The organism is Burkholderia sp. M6-3 (assembly GCF_050858985.1).
In the GTDB taxonomy this organism is placed as follows: Bacteria; Pseudomonadota; Gammaproteobacteria; order Burkholderiales; family Burkholderiaceae; genus Paraburkholderia; species Paraburkholderia caledonica.
Map to the genome: position 1 here is coordinate 1347119 of NZ_CP110091.1, position 19859 is coordinate 1366977.

19 protein-coding genes and 1 pseudogene are annotated in these 19859 nt (G+C 61.2%); 8 read left to right on the forward strand and 12 right to left on the reverse strand.

Going from position 1 to position 19859, the window contains the following annotated elements:
• Positions 1-166 precede the first annotated feature (166 nt).
• The 3 genes and pseudogenes from OH764_RS23305 to OH764_RS23315 all read left to right on the forward strand — a co-directional run bounded on the left by OH764_RS23305 (position 167) and on the right by OH764_RS23315 (position 4398).
• Positions 167-1724: pseudogene (locus OH764_RS23305) on the forward strand (phospholipase D family protein).
• A gap of 195 nt (positions 1725-1919) precedes the next feature.
• On the forward strand, positions 1920-2600 hold the full coding sequence (locus tag OH764_RS23310) for a VIT1/CCC1 transporter family protein (RefSeq protein WP_498850981.1): 681 nt from the start codon (positions 1920-1922) through the stop codon (positions 2598-2600).
• Between the two features lie 556 nt (positions 2601-3156).
• Positions 3157-4398 (forward strand): hypothetical protein, encoded by a 1242-nt coding sequence (locus OH764_RS23315; protein ID WP_498850982.1) that lies wholly within the window; start codon positions 3157-3159, stop codon positions 4396-4398.
• Between the two features lie 123 nt (positions 4399-4521).
• On the opposite strand, the gene OH764_RS23320 is transcribed toward OH764_RS23315, so the two are convergent.
• Both OH764_RS23320 and OH764_RS23325 read right to left on the reverse strand, forming a co-directional pair.
• Positions 4522-5529, reverse strand: coding sequence for a hypothetical protein (locus tag OH764_RS23320; protein ID WP_498850983.1), 1008 nt, complete (start codon positions 5527-5529; stop codon positions 4522-4524).
• Between the two features lie 157 nt (positions 5530-5686).
• Entirely contained in the window at positions 5687-8089 is a 2403-nt protein-coding gene (locus tag OH764_RS23325) for an MGH1-like glycoside hydrolase domain-containing protein (RefSeq protein ID WP_498850984.1), read from the reverse strand.
• A gap of 9 nt (positions 8090-8098) precedes the next feature.
• Here OH764_RS23325 and OH764_RS23330 point away from each other — a divergent pair, with 9 nt between their 5' ends.
• The gene (locus tag OH764_RS23330) at positions 8099-8245 is read left to right on the forward strand and encodes a hypothetical protein (protein ID WP_498850985.1); all 147 of its coding nucleotides are present in this window, start codon (positions 8099-8101) and stop codon (positions 8243-8245) included.
• A 595-nt stretch (positions 8246-8840) separates the two neighbouring features.
• A complete protein-coding gene (locus tag OH764_RS23335; protein ID WP_498850986.1) occupies positions 8841-9032 on the forward strand; it encodes a DUF2964 family protein in 192 nt (63 codons plus the stop codon).
• A 76-nt stretch (positions 9033-9108) separates the two neighbouring features.
• On the opposite strand, the gene OH764_RS23340 is transcribed toward OH764_RS23335, so the two are convergent.
• Positions 9109-9483: a DUF3564 domain-containing protein gene (locus tag OH764_RS23340; RefSeq protein WP_498850987.1), complete on the reverse strand. Its 375-nt coding sequence runs from the start codon at positions 9481-9483 to the stop codon at positions 9109-9111.
• 68 nt (positions 9484-9551) lie between these two features.
• On the reverse strand, positions 9552-9887 hold the full coding sequence (locus OH764_RS23345; protein ID WP_498850988.1) for a c-type cytochrome: 336 nt from the start codon (positions 9885-9887) through the stop codon (positions 9552-9554).
• Positions 9888-10052: 165 nt separating this feature from the next.
• On the opposite strand from OH764_RS23345, the gene OH764_RS23350 reads away from it, so the two are divergent.
• Together OH764_RS23350 and OH764_RS23355 are read left to right on the forward strand one after the other, a co-directional pair.
• Entirely contained in the window at positions 10053-10337 is a 285-nt protein-coding gene (locus tag OH764_RS23350; protein ID WP_498850989.1) for a DUF1488 family protein, read from the forward strand.
• Between the two features lie 60 nt (positions 10338-10397).
• Positions 10398-11390 (forward strand): zinc-dependent alcohol dehydrogenase family protein, encoded by a 993-nt coding sequence (locus tag OH764_RS23355; RefSeq protein WP_498850990.1) that lies wholly within the window; start codon positions 10398-10400, stop codon positions 11388-11390.
• Here the strand turns inward: OH764_RS23355 and fnr are convergent.
• From fnr to OH764_RS23390, 7 genes are all read right to left on the reverse strand, one after another.
• Complete coding sequence (fnr, locus tag OH764_RS23360; protein WP_498850991.1) at positions 11377-12165, reverse strand: FNR family transcription factor; 789 nt, start codon at positions 12163-12165, stop codon at positions 11377-11379. The two genes, OH764_RS23355 and fnr, sit on opposite strands and share 14 nt — an antisense overlap.
• Positions 12158-12589 (reverse strand): response regulator, encoded by a 432-nt coding sequence (locus OH764_RS23365; protein WP_498850992.1) that lies wholly within the window; start codon positions 12587-12589, stop codon positions 12158-12160. The genes fnr and OH764_RS23365 overlap by 8 nt, the downstream gene beginning before the upstream one ends.
• Before the next feature lie 132 nt (positions 12590-12721).
• The gene (locus OH764_RS23370; RefSeq protein ID WP_114199222.1) at positions 12722-13372 is read right to left on the reverse strand and encodes a response regulator; all 651 of its coding nucleotides are present in this window, start codon (positions 13370-13372) and stop codon (positions 12722-12724) included.
• A complete protein-coding gene (locus OH764_RS23375; protein WP_498850993.1) occupies positions 13369-14715 on the reverse strand; it encodes a PAS domain-containing sensor histidine kinase in 1347 nt (448 codons plus the stop codon). The genes OH764_RS23370 and OH764_RS23375 overlap by 4 nt, the downstream gene beginning before the upstream one ends.
• Before the next feature lie 219 nt (positions 14716-14934).
• Positions 14935-15762, reverse strand: a complete 828-nt coding sequence (locus OH764_RS23380) for a universal stress protein (RefSeq protein WP_498850994.1) — start codon at positions 15760-15762, stop codon at positions 14935-14937.
• Entirely contained in the window at positions 15759-16262 is a 504-nt protein-coding gene (locus OH764_RS23385) for a universal stress protein (protein ID WP_498850995.1), read from the reverse strand. The genes OH764_RS23380 and OH764_RS23385 overlap by 4 nt, the downstream gene beginning before the upstream one ends.
• A 33-nt stretch (positions 16263-16295) precedes the next feature.
• Positions 16296-17132: a universal stress protein gene (locus OH764_RS23390; RefSeq protein WP_498850996.1), complete on the reverse strand. Its 837-nt coding sequence runs from the start codon at positions 17130-17132 to the stop codon at positions 16296-16298.
• Positions 17133-17351: 219 nt separating this feature from the next.
• Here OH764_RS23390 and OH764_RS23395 point away from each other — a divergent pair, with 219 nt between their 5' ends.
• The gene (locus OH764_RS23395; protein WP_498850997.1) at positions 17352-17867 is read left to right on the forward strand and encodes a flavodoxin family protein; all 516 of its coding nucleotides are present in this window, start codon (positions 17352-17354) and stop codon (positions 17865-17867) included.
• 311 nt (positions 17868-18178) lie between these two features.
• Here the strand turns inward: OH764_RS23395 and OH764_RS23400 are convergent, their stop codons facing one another.
• Positions 18179-19819: an oleate hydratase gene (locus OH764_RS23400; RefSeq protein ID WP_498850998.1), complete on the reverse strand. Its 1641-nt coding sequence runs from the start codon at positions 19817-19819 to the stop codon at positions 18179-18181.
• Between the last annotated feature and the right edge of the window lie 40 nt (positions 19820-19859).

Consider the following 19859-nt stretch of genomic DNA (forward strand, 5'->3'; position numbering starts at 1 on the left):
TTGCGTAGCAAAGAGCCGCGGACATGGCGGAAGGCGGTCGAATCTGCGAAGATTGCTTTCCGTCCTCGTGGCTCGTGGTCGCGCTGGCCCATTGCTGTGCAAAGCCGGCACAGGCATCGGCAGGCGGGTTCAGCAAGCGGGTCCAGCAAGCGAAGAGAGTTCGATTATGGCCAGACTTCGAAATCTTGCCGCAGCCGTTCTGATTGTCATGCTGGCCGCGTGCGCCAGCCTGCCCCCACAAGTCGGACGCACGCCGACCTATGCGGCGCAAGATACACAAGGGACGCCGCTTGCCGAGCACTTCGCGGCCGGCGAGCAGGGCCATCCTGGCGAGAGCGCGTTCCTCCTGCTACCCGATTCCGTCGACGCGCTCCTCGCGCGGGTGATCCTTACCGAAAAGGCTGAGAAAACACTCGACCTCGAGTACTACATCTGGCACAGCGACCTGACGGGGCGCGCCTTGGCGTTGGCCGTGCTGAAGGCGGCGGACCGCGGCGTCAGGGTACGGGTACTGCTCGACGATCTCGGCACGAACGCCGACGACCAGGCGTTGCTTGCATTGAGCGCCCACCCCAGCATTTCTATTCGGCTCTTCAACCCGGTGGCGAGCCGCCGGTTCAAGAAGATCTCGGCTGCGCTCGACTTCTCGCGCGTGAACCGCCGCATGCACAACAAGGCACTGATCGCCGATAACCGGGCCACGATTCTGGGCGGGCGAAATGTCGGCGACGAATATTTCGGTGCGTCGAGTGCAGTGTCATTCGGGGATCTCGACGTATTGATGCATGGGCCGATCGTCCAGGACGTCTCGACCTCCTTCGACACGTTCTGGAATTCCGATGCGGCCTATCCGATCGACCGGTTGATGGGAACCCCGGCAGACCCCGAAAAACTCGCGGCGTATCGCGACGAGCTGGACCGCTACGTGGCTTCGGAACAGGCCTCGCCCTATGTCGCGCACGCGAGACAGCGGCTGGCTCAAGTCATCGAAACGGGCGCCACCGAGTATAACTGGGGCAAAGCCACGCTGCTTTACGATGACCCGTCCAAGGTCACGCGCACCCCTGAAGAGTCGCAAGGCCGCTTGCTGACCGCTCTCGGGGCGCAGGACCTTCATCCGAGTCGTGAACTTGCTGATCATCTCCCCGTACTTCGTACCTGGCAAAAATGGCGTGGCCTGGCTGCGCGGCTTGACTGAAAATGGCGTGCGCGTGACGGTGCTGACCAACTCGCTGGCGGCGACCGACGTCGCCGCCGTTCATGCGGGATATCGACGCTACCGCGAAGACCTGCTCGCCGCGGGCGTGCAGCTCTATGAATTCAAGCCCGTTGCAGCAGGCGCAGACGCGGCGAACAAGAAGCAGTTCTTCGGTTCGTCGAAAGCATCGCTGCATGCGAAGACGTTCGTATTCGACCGTGAACGGGTGTTCATCGGCTCGATGAATCTCGACCCGCGCTCAGTTCACCTCAACACTGAAATAGGCGTGTTGTGCGACAGCGCAGCGATCGCAAACCAGGTGATCGGCTACGTCGAACCGCGGCTGAATCAGATCGCGTGGCAGCTGGGACTGCGCACCGACGCAAACGGCAGTCGCAAAATCGTCTGGATCGATACCGCGGCGGACGGGACGGTGAGGGAACTGTACACAGAGCCGGAGACCACCGTCCTGCGCCGCACAGGCGTCTGGTTGATGGGTCTGCTGCCCATCGAGTCGCAGCTTTGAGCTGACGGAGGCATGCTCACGTCGCCGCCGGTCCCAACCGCATACCGCTGACGTCGGCACGCTCGCGCTACTCGCGCCATCCCCGGCCTGTCAAAATAAGTTACCAACTGCCGTCTCTTTCATATACTGCTCATACCAGCATCCCATGTTGGCAGCTAGCGAAACGTCTCGTTGACTATCTCGAGTCGAGGCCATATGAGCACTATCGTGCCGGCCGGGCATGCCGAACCCGAACGGCGTGAACCGATTCTTAATACCGTTGACCGTGTCTGCGAAATATGTTTTGGCCTGTTCATGGCCCTGACATTCGTCGGCGCCGTCAAGGCAGTGACTGCACGCGAAGACGAGGGGTACAGGATGTTCTTTGCGGCGCTCGGATGTAATCTCGCGTGGGGCCTCGCCGACGCCGTGATGTATCTCGTACGCACGCTCGCCGACCGAGGGCAGCGCCTGAAACTCGCGCAGAGCGTACAACGGGCGCAGGACCCGGCGGTAGCCGTGCGATTGTTGCGCGATGCATTGCCCGAGAAGCTGGGGCGGCTCGTCGAAGATGCCGACCTCGAGCCGATCCGCGCGCGCCTCGCGACCGCATCGACGTTGCCACCCCGGGCAGGTTTTGTGAGTGGTGACTTCGTCGGCGCGGTAGGCATTTTTCTGCTTGTGGTCCTGGGGACGTTTCCGGTCGCGGTGCCGTTTCTCGTCGTGAGGGACGTTACGACCGCACTGATCGCCTCGCGCGTGCTCACTCTCGCGATGCTTTTTATCGCCGGCTTTGCGCTGGGGCGCTATACCGGTGCAGGGCCAATGAAGGCAGGTATCGCAATGATCGCGCTTGGCATTGTGCTTACGATAGCAATCATCAAGCTCGGCGGCTAACCGGCCCGGAGCTGTTCTAAGCCTGCTGGCTCGCATTCCGTATCTGCGCAGAACCGGGCGCATCTGCGCGGCGACTCCACATGGTTGTGAGAGGTGAACGCCATATGCATCATCGCGCCTTCTGCTGCCATGAGCCGCGAAGTGCCGCGTCGTCCACGCAAATACGTCTTTGTTTGAAACGTTGCAAGAGAAATTCTTTTCTCACGCTTAGAGTGGGCAGACAAATGAGCGGTTACTTATATCCGGTGTGGTGGCGACGACCATCGCGCGGACGGAAACGGGGAGGTGGCCTTTAACGTTGGAATCGTTAGCATTCCGATCGAGGCAATTTCTTCGCCGTCGAGAAAGGTAGCGTCATGACACAGATCAATTTCGGTTCTCAGGTTACTTCTACTCTTCTTTCATGAACTCGTCGTCCTTGCGACTACGGTAATTCACGTATGCGCTTTCGAAGCGGGTTATCCGACAATAGGGCTCCGGCTACCGGTATGCGGCGAAGGGTCCTATACCACCCGTTGATATGGTCGGCTCACGAGCGACCTGGGAGGAAGTGAAAATGTCTCTCAATCTGGGCATACATCACCGTGCGACAGTCACTGCCGCACCGTCCGCTGAAGAGATACTCAAGGATAGTGATAATTTTTCGGTAGTACTTGGGGGGCCGTTCTTCCAGCTTCTTTGTCGCGCGCACATGGCCAACGATACGCTGGCTCTGATACGCCAGCGAATCGCCGTCATCGCGCTGCTGGCCTGGGCGCCTCTCGCTGCGCTTGCCGCGTTTGAAGGGCATCTGCTGGACCGGACCATCGCCGTGCCGTTCCTGTACGACTTCGAAGTCCATATCAGGCTCCTTGTCGCAGTACCGCTATTGATAATCGCCGAGCTTGTCGTCCATCGGAGGCTCCGCCCCATTGCACGGGCATTCATCGACCGGAAAACCATTCCCGAAACGTCGTCGGCACAGTTCGATGAGGCAATCAGGTCGGCATTCCGCCTGCGCAATTCCGTACTTGCCGAGGTACTGATGCTTGCATTCGTCTATGGCGTCGGGGTTCTTGTCATCTGGCGCCACTACACTGCACTCCACGCCAGCACCTGGTATGCGACGGCTTCGCAGGACGACCTCAAGTTGTCGCTCGCCGGAATGTGGTACGGCTACGTGAGCCTTCCAATCTTCCAGTTTTTGCTGCTTCGCTGGTATTTTCGGTTGTTCGTCTGGACCCGGTTTCTCTGGCAGGTCTCACGTATCAAGCTCAGCCTCATTCCGACCCACCCCGACCGCGTCGGGGGACTCGGCTTCCTGGCGAACACGGTCTATGCGTTCACCGTCCTGCTGGTAGCGCACGGTGCCATGTTGGCAGCGCAACTCGCAAATCGAATCTTGTTTACGGGCGCTGCGCTCACCGAATTCAAGGTGGAGACTGGGGCGATGGTTCTGTTTCTTCTCTGTATAGTCTTCGGACCGTTGCTGGTTTTTGCCCCCCAACTCGCGAGTGCCAAACGTACAGGGCTGGGCGAATATGGCTCTCTGGCCCAGCGCTACGTGCGCGAATTCGATGAAAAATGGCTGCGAAATGGCGGACCGCAGAACGAACCGCTGGTCGGCAGCGCAGATATTCAGTCGCTGGCTGACCTTGCGAACAGCTTTGAAGTCGTCAGAACCATGCGAATTGCACCCATCACGAGGGACGCAATCTTACGGCTCGCAGCTGCCGTTCTTGTGCCCATCGTGCCGTTAGCGCTCACCATGATGTCTCTCGAGGAGTTGCTGAAAAGACTCTTCGGTTTGGTGTTCTAACAAGCCGGCGATTGGCGGGAGCCAGTTACGGGTCGACGGGGTGGGAGAGACTATTCATGCCGATGAATGTACTTTTTTGTCTTTCTCCCTACAGCGATTGCTCTTGAAGCCCAGGCTACGGCCTCATATTGCCCGTGTCGCCGCATCGATGTGCAGTCCGCCCGGCAGCAGCTCGCGGCGCGGGAACCGTACAAGCACAAATGCTCGCACTATGGCGGGATTACCCGGAATGCGCGCGAAGTGGAACTCGATTTCGCGGTCCTTCTCGCCCGCTCCAGGTTGGATCACATTCATCATGTCGAGACGCACACGTTTGCTCTGCACATAAAGGTGATCGGACGGTTTCGAAAATACATTGCATACGCACTCCAGCTCAAGCTCGGCCTGCGTCCCGGGCACCCTGAGGGTGGCAAGTGTCCTCGTATGCTCGTCGATCTGCTCTTGAAGTCGATCCAGCTCGGCTAAGTCGGTACTCAAGGGCGCGCCGACGACCGCCCGCAGACCCGTGCCTTGCCGCTCCAACAGCCCGACACGCTCCTCGATCAATGCTCGCGATTGCCTGGCTAGATCACGTTGCCTCGTGGCCAGACCTGCAAGACCTTCCAACGCCAGTTGATCGATCATGCGGCGCGCAATCTCCGCACGCAGCGACGCGTCAGAATTGCTGCAGATGCTAATGCGATGGTCGCTGAAGCACAGCGTAGTTTGCGGCACGTCATGACGAACGGAGTCTCCTTCCATCGTGACGCCCAATGTGTGCCGCTCGGTCATCGCCATCCCGAGGACGGCGTATGCTTCGGTTAAATTGGCTTGTTGCTCGAAATATGCACGCAAGATTTCCGACCGGCTAAAGGCTTGAGCCAGATCGTCGCACGTCGCAAAGAAGGCGCGGATCGCCGGATCGCGCGACCATGCGTCGGCGTTGGCGTCGTGCGGCGGTGGTAGCGAAGCGACGAGATCGTCCGCATAGCGCAATGATAGAGCCACCGCGTGCGTGAGCTTCGCTTCGTAGTGACGCGCGTACTTTAGCCCAGGGTTCATCGAAAGAACACGAGCAACCGCTTCGCTGGTCCTCGCATCTGGAATCGTATGCGCCTGCGGACGCCTGAACAATCCATGGAGAAATCCCATCTCTTGACTCCGGCCGGCATGTCCCAATGAACAATAAATAAAGCAAGGTTGGCGAACCCGGATTGATCTGGAGCAAACGAACTCGCGACCAAGTCATCTCCACGCGTGGCCACCGATCGAGCCATTTGCCGCAAGTTCGAAGACGTCGTAGCCGACTTCACCTTTGGTCTGGGTCCACGCCCGCAACCTGCTCCTTGACGACTTTCGCCATCAGGTGCGCGCGTTCTGTTTCCAGCAAAGATTTCGCGTCGATTCGCCCGAATATGTCTAAAAGCGGCGCGATCAACCCTGTCCAGCCGGTCTGGTGACTAGCTCCCAGACCGGCTCCGTTGTCGCCGTGGAAGTACTCGTAAAACAGGATCAGATCGCGCCAGTGCGGGTCGCTCTGGAATTTCGCCGTTCCGCCGTAGACGGGCCGTCTGCCATCTTCGCCGCGCAGGAAGGTGCCCGACAATCGACGGACAATTTCCTCGGCCACCTCGAACAGCGACATCTGCTGGCCAGAACCGGTAGGACATTCGACCTTGAATTCGTCGCCGTAGAAGCTGTACAGATTAATGAGCGCCCGCACGATGAGCAGATTGACCGGCATCCAGACCGGCCCGCGCCAATTGGAATTTCCGCCGAACATGCCGGTATTCGACTCGGCCGGCAGGTACTGAACCGTGTACTCGATGCCACCCGTTCGAAATACGAACGGGTGGTCCTGGTGATAGCGCGAAAGCGACCGGATGCCGTGAGGTCCAAGGAACTCGTTTTCGTCGAGGAGATAGCCGAGCACGCGCTCGAGTTTCTTCCTGTTCAGAATGGCGAGCAGGCGTCGTCCCTTGTAACCGATGAAGCCTGCTTCTGTTGGTGCGACGTGCGCAATCAACTCTGGATGGCGTTCGCGAAACTGGGCAATCAGCTCCATCAGTTTCGGATACCGGCCGACCGCATCACCTTCGAATACCGTGGACGCGCACAACGGCAACAGCCCTACCATCGATCGCACCTTCAGCCGTGTTGCCTGGCCGTCCGGAAGGCGCAGCAGATCATAGAAGAAGCCGTCCTCCTCGTCCCACATCTCGTCGTGATGTTCGCCACGGCGGTCCATCGCATACGAAATCCACATGAAGTGCTGGACGAACTTGAAGGCAACCTCTTCATAGAGCGGATCGTATTCCGTCAGCAGGATGGCCATCTCCAGCATGCTCTGGCAATAGAACGCCATCCACGCGGTTCCGTCCGCCTGCTCCAGTGTGCCTCCCGTCGGGAGTTGTGCGCTGCGATCGAACACGCCGATGTTGTCCAGGCCGAGGAAGCCGCCCGCAAAGACGTTCCGGCCGGAAGGATCTTTGCGATTGACCCACCAGTTGAAATTCAGCATCAGTCCCTGGAACGACCGCTCGAGGAAGCGGGGGTCTGCACGGCCCAACTGTTTTTCATACTTGAAGAGCCATAGCGTGGCGGCGGCATGCACGGGCGGATTTACGTCGCTGAAGTTCCACTCGTAAGCAGGAATCTGTCCGCTAGGGTGGAAGTACAGATTCCGCAGCATCAACAGCAACTGTTCTTTGGCGAAGTCAAAATCCACCAGCGCAAGCGAGACCGTGTGAAAGGCCAGATCCCAGGCCGCGTACCACGGATACTCCCACTTGTCTGGCATGGAGATCACGTCCGCGTTGAGCATGTGGAACCAGTCAGTGTTGCGCACGTCGCGTCGAGCCGAGTCCAGCAACGGATGGCTCTTATGCTCACGTAACCACTTTTCCAGGTCGAAATAGTAATACTGCTTGCTCCATAACATCCCGGCCAGCGCCTGCCGATGAACACGGCGCTGATCTTCCGTCAGCGTCTTTGGCGCAATGCGCTCGTAGAACTCGTCAGCCTCGGCGATGCGGCTGTCGAACACCTTCTCGAAGCCGTCGAACGCATTCTCTATTTGCGATGCTCTCAACCGCAGCCGGAACGTCTTACTGCCTCCGGCCGGCACCTCGACCGCATAGTGAGCCGCCGCCTTCGTGCCGCTTTTCGCGGGATTGACGGCGTCCGCCCGCGAGACGACGTAGGCGTGAAACGCGTCCTTCACGTAAGGAGACGAATTCGCCACGCCCCACAGACGCTGAGCATTGCTTTCATTATCAGTGAACAGAGCCTCGCAATCTCCATCGCAATATAGCCAGTACTGCCCTAGCTCATGATGGGTGGCGCGGATAACGCCGGACCCCGCTTCGGTCAGCGAGGGTTTCCGGTCATCGCCGCCCCACGACCAGGTGTTGCGGAACCAGAGTGTCGGCAAGATCCGGATCTGAGCCGCGTCCGGTCCGCGGTTGTGCACGGAAATCCGCACGAGTATGTCTTCCGGATCTGCCTTCGCGTACTCTACGAACACGTCGAAATAGCGGTCGTCGTTGAAGATGCCAGTGTCGAGCAGTTCATATTCCATTTCCTCGCGCGATCTTTTGCGGTTGGTCTCGACAAGGTCGCGGTACGGATATTCCTTCTGCGGATATTTATAGAGATACTTCATGTAGGAGTGCGTGGGCGTACTGTCGATGTAGAAGTAATACTCCTTCACGTCCTCGCCATGATTGCCTTCGCTATTGGTGAGACCGAACAGGCGCTCCTTCAGAATCGCGTCGTGCCCGTTCCAAAGCGCGAGCGCGAAGCAGAGCCGCTGCTGATCATCACACAGTCCGCCGAGTCCGTCCTCGCCCCATCTGTACGCGCGTGAACGCGCCTGGTCATGCGAAAAATAGTCCCATGCGTTGCCGTCATCGCTGTAGTCCTCCCTGACTGTCCCCCATTGCCGTTCGCTCAGGTAAGGTCCCCACTTTTTCCACGGGACCTGAGCTTCACGCTGGTCGTTCAAACGCTTCTGCTCCGGGACATCCACAATTCCGTCAACCATGGTTTCGGCTCCGATACTGGGGTGAATCGATTCCGCTCGACCGTCGTGACATATCCGGCTCGGCGTCGTCCCGATAGCACGCTTTTTGCCCGACTAAAGTGGACGTACCGACCCTTGAAAACTCGGGCACCGTTCCGAGACTGCGTCTCGACGCAATTTCCCCCTGAACGATCAACCATACGGTGGCTGCAGCCAATAGGACTTTGGTCCCACGGTTCGCTAGCGCTACGCAAATTGAGAAAAGCAGGTTTGATCGCGCGGACCGGCAATCGCCATGTGGCTCGTAGAGAGGTGGCTCCAATGCCTCGGCGCGCAACATTGTCATGATCCTGGCTGGCTGCTTTGACTTCGGTCAACGGCGCTCAGGCCTTCTGTCCGATGATGTCCTTACCACTCCGATCATCGCGCTGAAGACATCATGATCCGCTCAGACACCAGAATCCTATTTGCTGCAATTGCCGTGTTTGTATCGCTTGCAGGCATCGGGGCATCAATCCGGGGCTTGCTTTTCGACGAACTGTCCGTGTTTCGCTATGGCGTTGTTGCTGTTGTCGGCGGCGTTGCGTGTTTTGTGCTGTTGCTCAATCCCACGCGCGACGCCGATATCTGACCGCGGGGAGCTACCGACCGCTCGCTGATCGACAGCCGCTTGTCGAACGGTCACCGCGGGTCACCGCGCGAGCGGTTCAAGTTTCGTCGCCACCGGCGAAGAGGCCATGCTCGGGTGGCGCCTGCTCGTGATCGATGCATTGGACATGCCAGTGCCCAGTCATCAGCGCGCGGCCGCGCTTCGCGCACCATTGAGCCCGACCGGTTTCGCCTTCAAAGGGACCGTCGCAACTGTTGAGATCCAATCCTTCGAGAACGCATAGCGGTGTGGAGTCGTTGGGGCCGCACACGAGCGTATTGCCGCAATCCACGTGCAACGAACCCCATTCCGGCAGTTCCAGCCCGAGGTGACCCTCGCGCGACCATCGCCGCGTCTCCTCATCGAGCCAGAGGATTGCAAAAGCCATCGGATGGGCGCAATTGAATGTGTCGAGATGAACTGTGAGGCGCATGACAATCTCCGAACGTAACTGCCGTCAACTGACCCGGACTACGGGAACCGTGGTTTTCGCAGGGGCGGTCATTGACTGAGTACCCATTGCACCAGCGTGTGTGCGTCTTTTGCGGATATAGGCCCGCCACGATCGGCTGGCAACGGCATCGCCATGTCGCCCCAATGCGCCTTGCCACCTAACCGCAGCTTGTGCTCAAGCATGAGCTGCGCGTTTGGAACGTCGCGGTAGCGAGCGGCGATCTGCTCGAACGACGGCGCGAGGAACGGCGCGTCACGTGTGTGGCAAAACATGCAGTGATGCTGATCGACCAGCGCGGCCGGCTCCGGCTCGGCCTGCGCGGCGGCAGCGACCAGCAAAAACGCGGTACATGCGAGGCGGCAGCGACGGGATATGGCATTCATGGCGCGCGCTCCTGTGCGAAGGAATGAGATCAGTGTAAGGTCGGCCGCTGCTTCGCCGTTGACCTCGATCAACCGGAATAAGGCGTGTGGATTTGACCGGCCGCGCGTAGATCCTATGCTGATGACAGGCACACGGCGACGAGACCGCACGCGCCGTACAATTAGGTGGCTCTCATGAAGATTCTTTTTCCCGATGAATGCCCTGAGTATTGCGCGCGCGATTACGTCGTCGCGTTTCCTGCGCAAGTGGATGGCACCCGGGTCCAGTGCGCAGTTTCCGCCGAGGCGCTGGAAGATCACTTTGGAGCCGCTTCACTGCGCGAAGAAGATCTGCTCGCTGCGTTCGAATTGAATCGGCGTCGCATCGAACGAGCGGCAAGCGATCTGCTCAACGAGATTGGCGCAAAGCCGGTGCTCTTACACAGTGGTTACTTCCGCTTTTGTGACTGAAACCTAAGGTCCGTTATTTTTGGGGCGATAGAGGTTCGGTACTGACCAAAGAGAGTTCCTATGCGCGCAATGCTTTTCGATGGTGACTCACCGATCCTACGTGAAGAGGATGTGCCGGATCCGACGCCCGGTATTGGAGAAGTACTGATCGACATTCACGCGTGCGGCGTTTGCCGTACCGATCTTCACCTGGTCGATCGCGAGCTTGATCGTCCTAAGCGGCCCGTTATTCCCGGTCATGAGATCGTCGGCACGGTGGCGGAAGTGGGTGCCGGCGTGACGGGTTTCGCTGTCGGAGATCGCGTGGGGGTGCCGTGGGTAGGTTACACATGCCGCCACTGCCGCTACTGCCTTTCGGCGCGGGAAAATCTCTGCGACGAGGCCCGTTTCACCGGCTATACGATCGACGGCGGTTACGCTGAACGCACAGTCGCAGACAGCCGCTACTGCTTTCATCTGCCAGTACAGTACTCCGATATCGAAGCGGCGCCGCTGCTATGCGCAGGACTCATCGGCTACCGCACCTTAAGCATGGCGGGCGACGCACGGCGCATCGGTATTTACGGTTTCGGTGCCGCGGCGCATATCGTCGCTCAAGTGGCGCGTCATCAACGGCGCACGGTCTATGCCTTCACGCGGCCCGGCGATCAGGCGGCGCAGCAACTCGCACTACGGATGGGTGCGGCGTGGGCGGGTGACAGCAACGAGGCGCCGCCCGACGAACTCGATGCGGCGTTGCTGTTCGCGCCGGTCGGCGCGCTCGTTCCGCAGGCTTTGCGCGCAGTCGTGAAAGGCGGTGTAGTAGTTTGCGGCGGAATCCACATGAGCGACATTCCGTCGTTTCCCTATTCGTTTCTATGGGGCGAGCGACGCCTTGTTTCGGTCGCAAATCTGACCCGCGACGACGGGCTGGCTTTCATGCGCACTGCGAGCGAGACGCGGCTCACGCTTGAAACGACGACCTATGCGTTGGAGGACGCAAATCGCGCGCTCGCCGACCTGCGCGATGGCCGCCTGACGGGTGCAGCGGTACTCGCCATCAAACCCGAATGAGGCCGTCGTGATCCAGAATCCGGATGTCCTTGCCGCGCGCATCAAGTAAGCCGTCACGCTGGAACCGCGACAGCATCCGGCTCACCGTTTCGAGCTTGATCCCAAGATAGCTGCCAATTTCCTCGCGCGTCATGCGCAGATGGAATTCGGCCGGCGAATAGCCGCGCTTTCTAAGGCGCTCCGACAGATTCAGCAGGAACGTGGCCACACGCTGTTCCGCCGACATCGTGCCGAGCAGCATCATCTGCGACGATTCGCGCACGATCTCAGTGCCCATCATACGGTGCACGTGCTGCTGAACGGCCTTCACTTCGCGGCACATCGTCTCGAGCAGATGAAACGGAATGATGCACACCTTGCTGTCCTCGAGCGCTACCGCATCGCAGCTATGTTGACCGGAGCACACGCCGTCGAACCCGAGGGAATCGCCGGCGAGATGAAAGCCCGTCACATGCTCCCGGCCGTCGCGGTGCATGACGACAGTCTTGAACGACCCCGCTCGCACTGCATAGATGCTCTCAAACGAATCGTTCGCGCGGAAGATCGTCTCACCCTGCCTGATGGTGCGCGACGGACAGATCAGCGCTTCGATTCTCTGCAACTCCTCGGGCGTCAGGCCTTGCGGCATGCACATCGGACGCATCGAACACGACGAGCAGCGCATGGCGTCCTTGCGCGTCGCGCGGTCCGTGGTGCGTCCCTGTTCCGGCGTCGGTGCAACGTGCAGCGGGACGAATGTGCGGGAGCTGACCGGATAAGAGACAACGTCAGACATGATTTGCTCCTGGTTGAAGAGGGGTGCGTGCACGATGTTCGCTGGCGATCCGTTGGATCGTGCTTCGCGCAAGTTCGAATTCGCGAGTCTTGTCGAAAAAGTACTGCGCGCCGCACGTCAGGCACGCGCGCCGGAACCAGGCGCCGGATCGGTTCGTCAGCACCATCGTGATCACGTGAGGCATGCGTTGCGCGAGCAAGGCCAGCAACTCCATGCCGCTACCGCCATTCAGATGCAACTCCGTCACCACAAGGTGAGCTGCGCGGGCCTCGATGCCCGCGAATGCGGCACAGGGCTCCTCGGCCTCACCGACAATTTCTACGCCCTCGAGTGAGCCGAACAGCGCGGCCATACGGCGCCGTACCGGGAATGCATCGTCGACTAGAAAGACACGTAGGGCGGGGTGGTTGAGGCCTGAGTTCATGCCTCGAAGTATCGGCCGCGCCATCTCAAAATAACATCGGCGAGGAGCGAACTTGGAGTAGGCGACGAAGAAGGGCTGTAGGGCGATTCCTACAGCGGGCGTCGTAGGCCGCCAGGGGCGGCGCGGAGGCGTTTAAATGTCGTCTTCTTCGTCGCTGACCAGTTTGTGACGCATCGCATAGCGCACCAGCGCGGCTTCGTGCGGCATCTGCATCTTTTCGAGGATGCGCGTCTTGTAGGTGCTGACGGTCTTGGCGCTGACGCACAGTTCCGCCGCGATTTCCGTGATGGTCTGACCGGCAGCAATGCGCTTGAGGACGTCGAACTCACGATCTGACAGGCGTTGATGTGGCAGCAGATCGGTGGGCTCGTTCAGGCTCTGTGCGAACCGCTCGGCCATCGCAAGACTCACGTAGACGCCGCCCGCAGCCACCTTTGTCACCGCCGCCACAAGCTCGGCGCTTGCGCTTTCTTTCGTCAGATAGCCGGACGCGCCCGCCTTGAACGCGCGCACCGCGTATTGCTGTTCAGCGTGCATGGTCAGCACGAGGATACGCAGCGCCGGCTTTTCCTCTTTGATCTGTTTTATCAGCTCGACGCCGTTGCGGCCCGGCATCGACAGATCGAGCACCAGCACGTCTGCGGCGGAAGCGCGAATGAGCGCGATGGTACTCGCACTGTCGCTCGCTTCGCCCACCACTTCGAAGCCGCTGGCCCCCTTGAGGATATGACGCAGACCGTCGCGCACGAGCGCATGATCGTCGGCAAGCAAGACTCGGGTCATGATTGCAACTCCTGCATCTGGACTGCCTCCGCTGGAATGGTGACGCTCAACGCAAAGCCGTTGCCTTGTGCGGTTTGAATGTCGACGGCACCCCCGAGCATGTGGGCGCGTTCGCGAATGCCGAGCAGACCAAACGACTTGCCCGCCAGTTCGCCGTCACGATGGGCGCCCTGGCCGTTATCGGCGATGCGCAGCACGAATCCGTCGTCGCCGGCGCGCAGGCTGAGTGTGACGAGCGTGGCGTCGGCATGGCGCGCAACGTTCGTCAGCGCCTCCTGCACGATCCGGAAGAGCGCAGTCGCGCCCGCCGGGCTGAAGCGGGCGTCGCCGGTTTCGATGTCGCGCTCGACGTCGATGCCATAGCGGTTCGTGAAGTCGTTCGCGAGCCACTCGACTGCGGGGATCAGTCCGAGGTCGTCGAGCATCACCGGCCGCAGATCGGCGGCAATGCGGCGAACCGACGCCACGGTCGCATCGATCAGGCGGCGCATGCCCTGCAAATGGTCGCGCACCAGCTCGCCGGCGGACCCGCCAAGCGCTTCTTCGACCGATGAGATGTCCATTTTCAGCGCAGTCAATTGCTGACCGAGGTCGTCGTGCAGTTCGCGTGCGATGCGCGTCTTTTCGTCTTCGCGGATCTTCTGCAGGTTGGCGGACAGTTCGCGCAGTTCCTCGCGCGCGCGCCGCTGGGCGTGCTCGGCTCTGACCCGTTCAGTGACGTCACGCAGCATGACGGTGTAGAGCCTCGCGCCGCCGTCGCGAGTCTGCGAGATGGAGGCCTCGATCGGGAATTCTTCGCCGTTTGCGCGCAAGCCGGACAGCACGCGCTGCCGGCCCATTTGGCGGTCGGACACGCCCGTCACGCCGAACTGTTCGACATGCCGGGCGTGCGCTGCGCGAAACCGCTCCGGAATGAAGCGTTCGAGCGATGCGCCGATCGCATCCATTGCCGTGCAACCGAAAACCTGTTCGGCCATTGGATTGAAGAGCACGATGCGCTGGTGTTCGTCGATGGTGATGATCGCTTCCATCGACGAACGCATGATCGCCATCATGCGCGCTTCGTTCACACCGGACTGATTGATTGCAACGCTTGCCTCGCTGCGCGCGGAAGAGGCTTCCCGGCGTGCGCGCAGAAGCACGAATGCACTCGTGGCGACGAGCAGCGCCGCGGCGACGCAGGTGAACAGCACCGGATCGAGCCAGCGCCGCGCGGCCAGCATCACTGCCAGTGCCGCGACGAAGACGGCGGCTGCCGCGAGCGCGGGCCGCGCCGCAAACCAGTTCGACCGCTCGTGCGGCACCGCAGTGTGCGGCGTGGGCGTCTTACCGCTGACGAGCATGTGCGCCTCTTGACATGATTGCGAACAGGAATTCTTGCGCTGCAAAACGCCGCCGCCATGCTGCGCCGGAGGCCGACGCTTGGTTGCGGGGCAGGTCCGCAGCCCACGTGGCCGGAGACGACGCTCTATTCGCGCGCAAAACTGATAGTTGCTCTCATTGTCCGCGAAACGCCGGATTCGTGCTAGTGCGCGCAAGCTACAGAGGCGGATGTCTGGAGATCAGTGCGACATGAGTACGGGCGTGGTCATCGACTGAAGCATGGTGCGTGTGACGCCGCCGAGGACACGTTCGTGAGCACGGGCGTGACCGTAGGCGCCCATCACCAGAAGGTCAATGTGGCGATCGGCCAGCGCATTGAGCAGCGTCGTACCGGCGTTGGCACCGGACACACCGGATAGGCTAGCGAAACTTGCCTCGATGCCGTGCCGCTCGAGCCAGGTGGCCACATCGATGCCAGCGGGTTCGCCATGGTGCGAATGCCGCTCCATCGTCATGACCGTGACGAAGGTGGCGCGACTAATCAGTGGCAACGCGTCCATTGCAGCGCGCGCGCTTTCACGGCCGCCGTCCCACGCGATCATGACGTTGTCCATACGCGGGTGCACGGCTCCCGCATACGGCAGGACGATTGCAGGCCGCCCGGACCCCATGATCACATCCTCGAGAAAATGGCGCGCAACAAATGCGCTGCGATCCTTTGGATCCTCCTCGCCGAGGACAAGCAGATCGGCGTGACGCGCGTGCGTGATTGCCGCCCGCGTGGGCACACCGCCCGGCGCGCGCCATTCGGCGCTTACCCCCGCGCGTTCGGTCCCGGCAACGAAGTGCGTATGTGCGGTTGTCTCGTTGGCGTCGCGTTGCGCCTCGCGCCTGCGCGACCAGACATTCTCGCCGTGCACGAAAAGAGGGTCCACCGGCTCCTCTCTAACTGCGTATAGACCGATCAGATGAGCGTCGTGGTGCGCGGCGACCTCCATCGCGTAGCCCAGTCTCGCCGCGCTGTGCGCGCTGTCGTCCAGGTGCACGATCAGGGTTTTGCAGTTCATGACGTCTCCTTGATCGCGCCGCCTGTGGTGATCGCGGCGCTGGCGGACGGCGCGCAGCGAGCGGAAATCAGCAGCACCGGCGAGGTGGCAATGCGCAGAAAGCGCTCGGCGACGCTCCCGAGCATCAGCCGCTGTATCCCGCGCCGGCCGTGAGTGCCCATTACCACAACGTCCGCGCCGAATTCATCGGCGGCGAGCTGAATGCGGTGCGCGATATCGTCACCGGCGAGCTCCGTTTCGACGAGGCGAGGCGGTCCTTTGACGCCCGACGCGGCCATCAGCGCAGTGGCGTCGTCGAGCACGTGCTTGCCTTCCTCTACGAGCGCATTGCGCACATACGACGGATCGTAGCCGGGTACGTCGTAGCTCAGCAGCGGCACGTCCACGACGAAAAGCGGCTGCAGCCTCGCGCCCGACGCCCGCGCCAGATCAACGGCAGCGGCTAGCGCGCGCGACGAGGTTTCGCTGCCGTCGACGGCAACCAGGATTTTCTTGTACATGACAGACACTCCCAAAAAAACGAGGCACAGCGCTTAGTGCGACATCAGTACGGGCACGGTCATCGACTTGAGGATCGTGCGCGTCGCACCACCCAACACCAGTTCGCGCCAGCGTGCATGACCATATCCGCCCATCACCAGCAGGTCGGCTCCTGTGTCGGCAACCTGCGTGAGCAGCACTTCGCCGACCGAGCCATCCGCCCCTGTTTCGATGTCGACCACATCGGCACGCACGCCATGCCGCGCGATCACGGTGGCGATATCCGCGCCGGGAATGCGTGCGCTCCCGTCTTCCTGCATGCCGTTGACAGTGAGAATCGTGGTGTTTTGCGCGGCGCGCATGAACGGCAGGGCATCATGCACGGCACGCGTGGCTTCGCGGCTGCCGTCCCATGCCACCAGAATCCGGCTGCCCGTCGTACGTTCATTGCGCGCATACGGCACGAGCAACACCGGACGGCCGCTTGAAAGAATCAGGTTCTCCGGAAAGAAGTCGCCGACATACGATTCGGCATCGCCCGGATCGTCCTGGCCGGCGACGATGAGATCGGCGCAGCGGCCAAGTCGCGGCACGGCAAAGCTCGCGGACTCGTCCACGGCGATCCATTCGCCTGCTACTTCGGCACGCCGCAGTTCCGCATGGAACAGCCGCTGGAGCGCCTCGCGCCGTTCCGCGCGTCGCTCTGCGTGCTCGCGGTAGTACTCGGCGGTACCGGCCATCACGTACAAGGACCGCGGGTCGGGCGAGAACACCGCGAATACGCCGGTCAGATGCGCGCCGAACTGTTTCGCGAGAGACAGTGCGGTTTCGAGCCGCGGATGGGCATTCTCGCTCGTGTCGAGGTGGACGACGATGGTCTTGTAGCTCATGGCGGAGGCTCCGGGAGAGTGAAGGTAACGCAGGGACAGGTCAGCTTGAGTCTAGGAACGATGGCGCCTGTCCCGTTGATGCAGATCAATGGCGATACACGCGTCGCGGGTCACGGGGTGGTTTGACCTGGGTCATGTGCAGCCGTGCGTCCCCCTCTATGCTCGGGACATGCATGGCGCACGAGTGCGCCAGTGAGCTTTCCATCAAAGGAGCAAGTCATGTCGAAGCCACGCGTTCTCATCGTCTTTTTCTCACGTACCGGTACCACGCGCGTGCTTGCTACCGCGCTTGCGGGCGTCCTGTCCGCCGACGTCGAGGAAATCTGCGACCTCAGCGAGCGTCGCGGAGCGTTGGGATATCTGCGCTGTGTTATCGACTCGTGGCGCAAGCGGCCGGCCGAGATCGTCCCGGCGGGGCTCGATCCTTCACAGTACGACCTCGTGCTCGTGGGCACGCCTGTCTGGGCAGGCGCGGTGTCGGCGCCGGTTCGCGCGTACGTGCTCCAGCACCGCTCCAGGTTTCGCCACGTCGGGTTTTTCTGCACCTTCGGCGGCCTCGGCGCCGAAGCCGCTTTCGAAGAAATGCGTTTGCTCGCAGGCAAGGCGCCGGTCGCGCAATGCAAGGTGCGGGCTGCCGAGGTGCAGCGCGGCGTGGCGACGGCGTCGTTCGAACTGTTCGTCGGCGTATTGGAACGTCACCTCGCGCATTACGCTGCGCTGGAATGGGCTTGCTGATTCGCCGGCTCGTCTAGCGCGGCAGCAGCATGGCCAGCGGTGCCGCGCCCCTCACCGCCGCCGCGACCCAGCCAAGTGCTGAATTGCGCGCCGGCCTGCGCGTAGGTGGCAATGCCGCTCGGGTCATCGTCGGCGACACCGGTGATGAGCCCGGGCTACATGCGCAGGCGGATGTTCCTTCAGCCGCTCGAGCATCGTGCCCGGCGCTTCGGCGGTGCTACGTCGAGTTCGATCGCGTTTTCCCCTGAGCAGGCGCGTGCTTCGTCGAGGGTCATCGGCTTGACACCCGCCCGGTGCACAACATCGTTCCGTTAGTGATTGCGCAACGCGGAAGCCGCGCCGTACACCACGCGCAGATCGTGTTGACCTTTATACACAGCCGGAGCGGCCCGGTCTAACCCAAGCAGCGTGTAGACAGCGGTCTGAGCGGAGCGAACCGAATATTCGACGGTGAACACGACGTCGTTCGGCAACTCGCAAAACTGTCCGACGAACGCGAGGTTCGCCCAACCTTCGGGTACGACTTGCGGCCGGTCGCCGCGCTTGCGGCGCAGGAACTGGCTGGTGATGAACGGCATCACGCAGGGGATGCAGATCGCGTCGCCGAGAATGCGCTGGGCCTGCGCCTCGATCTTCAGATGGCCGAGCAACTCCGTCATGATCTCGCGGCCTGTGCATTCGACCATCGGCTTCGCGACGAAATTGCCTGGCCGGTCGACAAAAAGCCCGTAACCCCACAGCACCTGGACGTCTTTCGGCTGACCGATGAAGTGCGGTTGATGCGGAAGCACGATTGACGCGAGCCAGTTCGATTGCGGGAACGTGACCAGACCGCCTTCGCCCGGCACGTTGCCGGTCAAATCGCGAATGAGGCGGAACAGCGTAGGGTCGTGCAGCGTCGCGGTGAAGGAGAGCCACCTGGATTCGTCGACGTGATCGGCGAAAACAGAAGGATGGCCGAACTCGCTGCGTCCGGCGGAAATGGTTTTCCAGAGCGCCCATGCGCCACTGCTGTCGTTGCTGTTGTTGCTGTCACAGGCGGCCGGGCGGTCCGTGCCGCCCAGGCTCGAGCCCGCGGTCATCGAGCCGAGCGTAACGATTACCTTGTCATGTTCGCCAAGCGGAATTTCACCGCGGCGATCGTCGTGCTCGCAGACGATCGCCGCAACCCGGTTCAACTCGCCGCTTTCGTCATATCGAAGATCGACCACGCGTGTGTGGTTGCGAAACACGACGCCGTGTTCGTCGAGCCATTTGCGCAGCGGCCGCACCATCGAGTCGTACTGGTTGTAGACCGTGCGCATGATGCCGTGCAACTGATTGAAGCCCGGCGTCATGTGCGCAAACCTCAGCAGATAGCGGCGGAACTCGGCAGCGCTGTGCCACGGCTGAAAGGCAAACGTCGTGCACCACATGATCCAGAAGTTGGTGTCGAAGAAATCAGCGTCGAAGTGATCCGAGATGCGGCTATCGCCAAGCAGCGCTTCCGGTTCGAACGAGAGGCGGCCTAGCGTGAGCAGATGCGATTCGGTGAGGCCATAAGCGGGCGCGTCCTCGCGCTTGCCGTCGCGCACGAGCCGCGCTTTCGACGACGTGCGTATCGTCCTGTTCCAGTCGAAGATTTCCTTCGTCACGCTGCTGCGGCCGTCGAGGGTGGGGATCGAGTCGAACAGGTCATACGTGCACAGGTACTTGCTTTCCAACATGCGGCCGCCGCGTACGACGTAACCGTCCCGCGGTGTGCCCGCGCCGTCGAGGCTGCCGCCCGCGTTGCCGAGTGCTTCGAGAATCGTGATGCGGCAGCCTGGCACATCGGCGTCGCGGATCAGAAACGCAGCGGCCGCCAGCGACGCTATACCGCCGCCGACAAGATAGAAATGGGCGGAGTCAATCGCTTCGTCGCGAGCCTGACGCGTGAGTGCGCTCACGCCGGCATAGTCGGATTTTTTCATGATGGTCCCGCAGGGTAATGGCCGTGAACGTATGAACCAT

Excerpts from the sequence above, each read along its gene's own strand:
- OH764_RS23395 (WP_498850997.1), top strand. The coding sequence starts at position 17,352 with ATGTCGAAGCCACGCGTTCTCATCGTCTTTTTCTCACGTACCGGTACC.
- OH764_RS23375 (WP_498850993.1), bottom strand. The coding sequence starts at position 14,715 with ATGCTCGTCAGCGGTAAGACGCCCACGCCGCACACTGCGGTGCCGCAC.
- fnr (WP_498850991.1), bottom strand. The coding sequence starts at position 12,165 with ATGTCTGACGTTGTCTCTTATCCGGTCAGCTCCCGCACATTCGTCCCG.
- OH764_RS23385 (WP_498850995.1), bottom strand. The coding sequence starts at position 16,262 with ATGTACAAGAAAATCCTGGTTGCCGTCGACGGCAGCGAAACCTCGTCG.
- OH764_RS23345 (WP_498850988.1), bottom strand. The coding sequence starts at position 9,887 with ATGAATGCCATATCCCGTCGCTGCCGCCTCGCATGTACCGCGTTTTTG.
- OH764_RS23310 (WP_498850981.1), top strand. The coding sequence starts at position 1,920 with ATGAGCACTATCGTGCCGGCCGGGCATGCCGAACCCGAACGGCGTGAA.
- OH764_RS23365 (WP_498850992.1), bottom strand. The coding sequence starts at position 12,589 with ATGAACTCAGGCCTCAACCACCCCGCCCTACGTGTCTTTCTAGTCGAC.
- OH764_RS23330 (WP_498850985.1), top strand. The coding sequence starts at position 8,099 with ATGATTGCCTTCGCTATTGGTGAGACCGAACAGGCGCTCCTTCAGAAT.
- OH764_RS23390 (WP_498850996.1), bottom strand. The coding sequence starts at position 17,132 with ATGAGCTACAAGACCATCGTCGTCCACCTCGACACGAGCGAGAATGCC.
- OH764_RS23335 (WP_498850986.1), top strand. The coding sequence starts at position 8,841 with ATGATCCGCTCAGACACCAGAATCCTATTTGCTGCAATTGCCGTGTTT.
- OH764_RS23320 (WP_498850983.1), bottom strand. The coding sequence starts at position 5,529 with ATGGGATTTCTCCATGGATTGTTCAGGCGTCCGCAGGCGCATACGATT.
- OH764_RS23370 (WP_114199222.1), bottom strand. The coding sequence starts at position 13,372 with ATGACCCGAGTCTTGCTTGCCGACGATCATGCGCTCGTGCGCGACGGT.
- OH764_RS23340 (WP_498850987.1), bottom strand. The coding sequence starts at position 9,483 with ATGCGCCTCACAGTTCATCTCGACACATTCAATTGCGCCCATCCGATG.
- OH764_RS23380 (WP_498850994.1), bottom strand. The coding sequence starts at position 15,762 with ATGAACTGCAAAACCCTGATCGTGCACCTGGACGACAGCGCGCACAGC.
- OH764_RS23400 (WP_498850998.1), bottom strand. The coding sequence starts at position 19,819 with ATGAAAAAATCCGACTATGCCGGCGTGAGCGCACTCACGCGTCAGGCT.
- OH764_RS23355 (WP_498850990.1), top strand. The coding sequence starts at position 10,398 with ATGCGCGCAATGCTTTTCGATGGTGACTCACCGATCCTACGTGAAGAG.
- OH764_RS23315 (WP_498850982.1), top strand. The coding sequence starts at position 3,157 with ATGTCTCTCAATCTGGGCATACATCACCGTGCGACAGTCACTGCCGCA.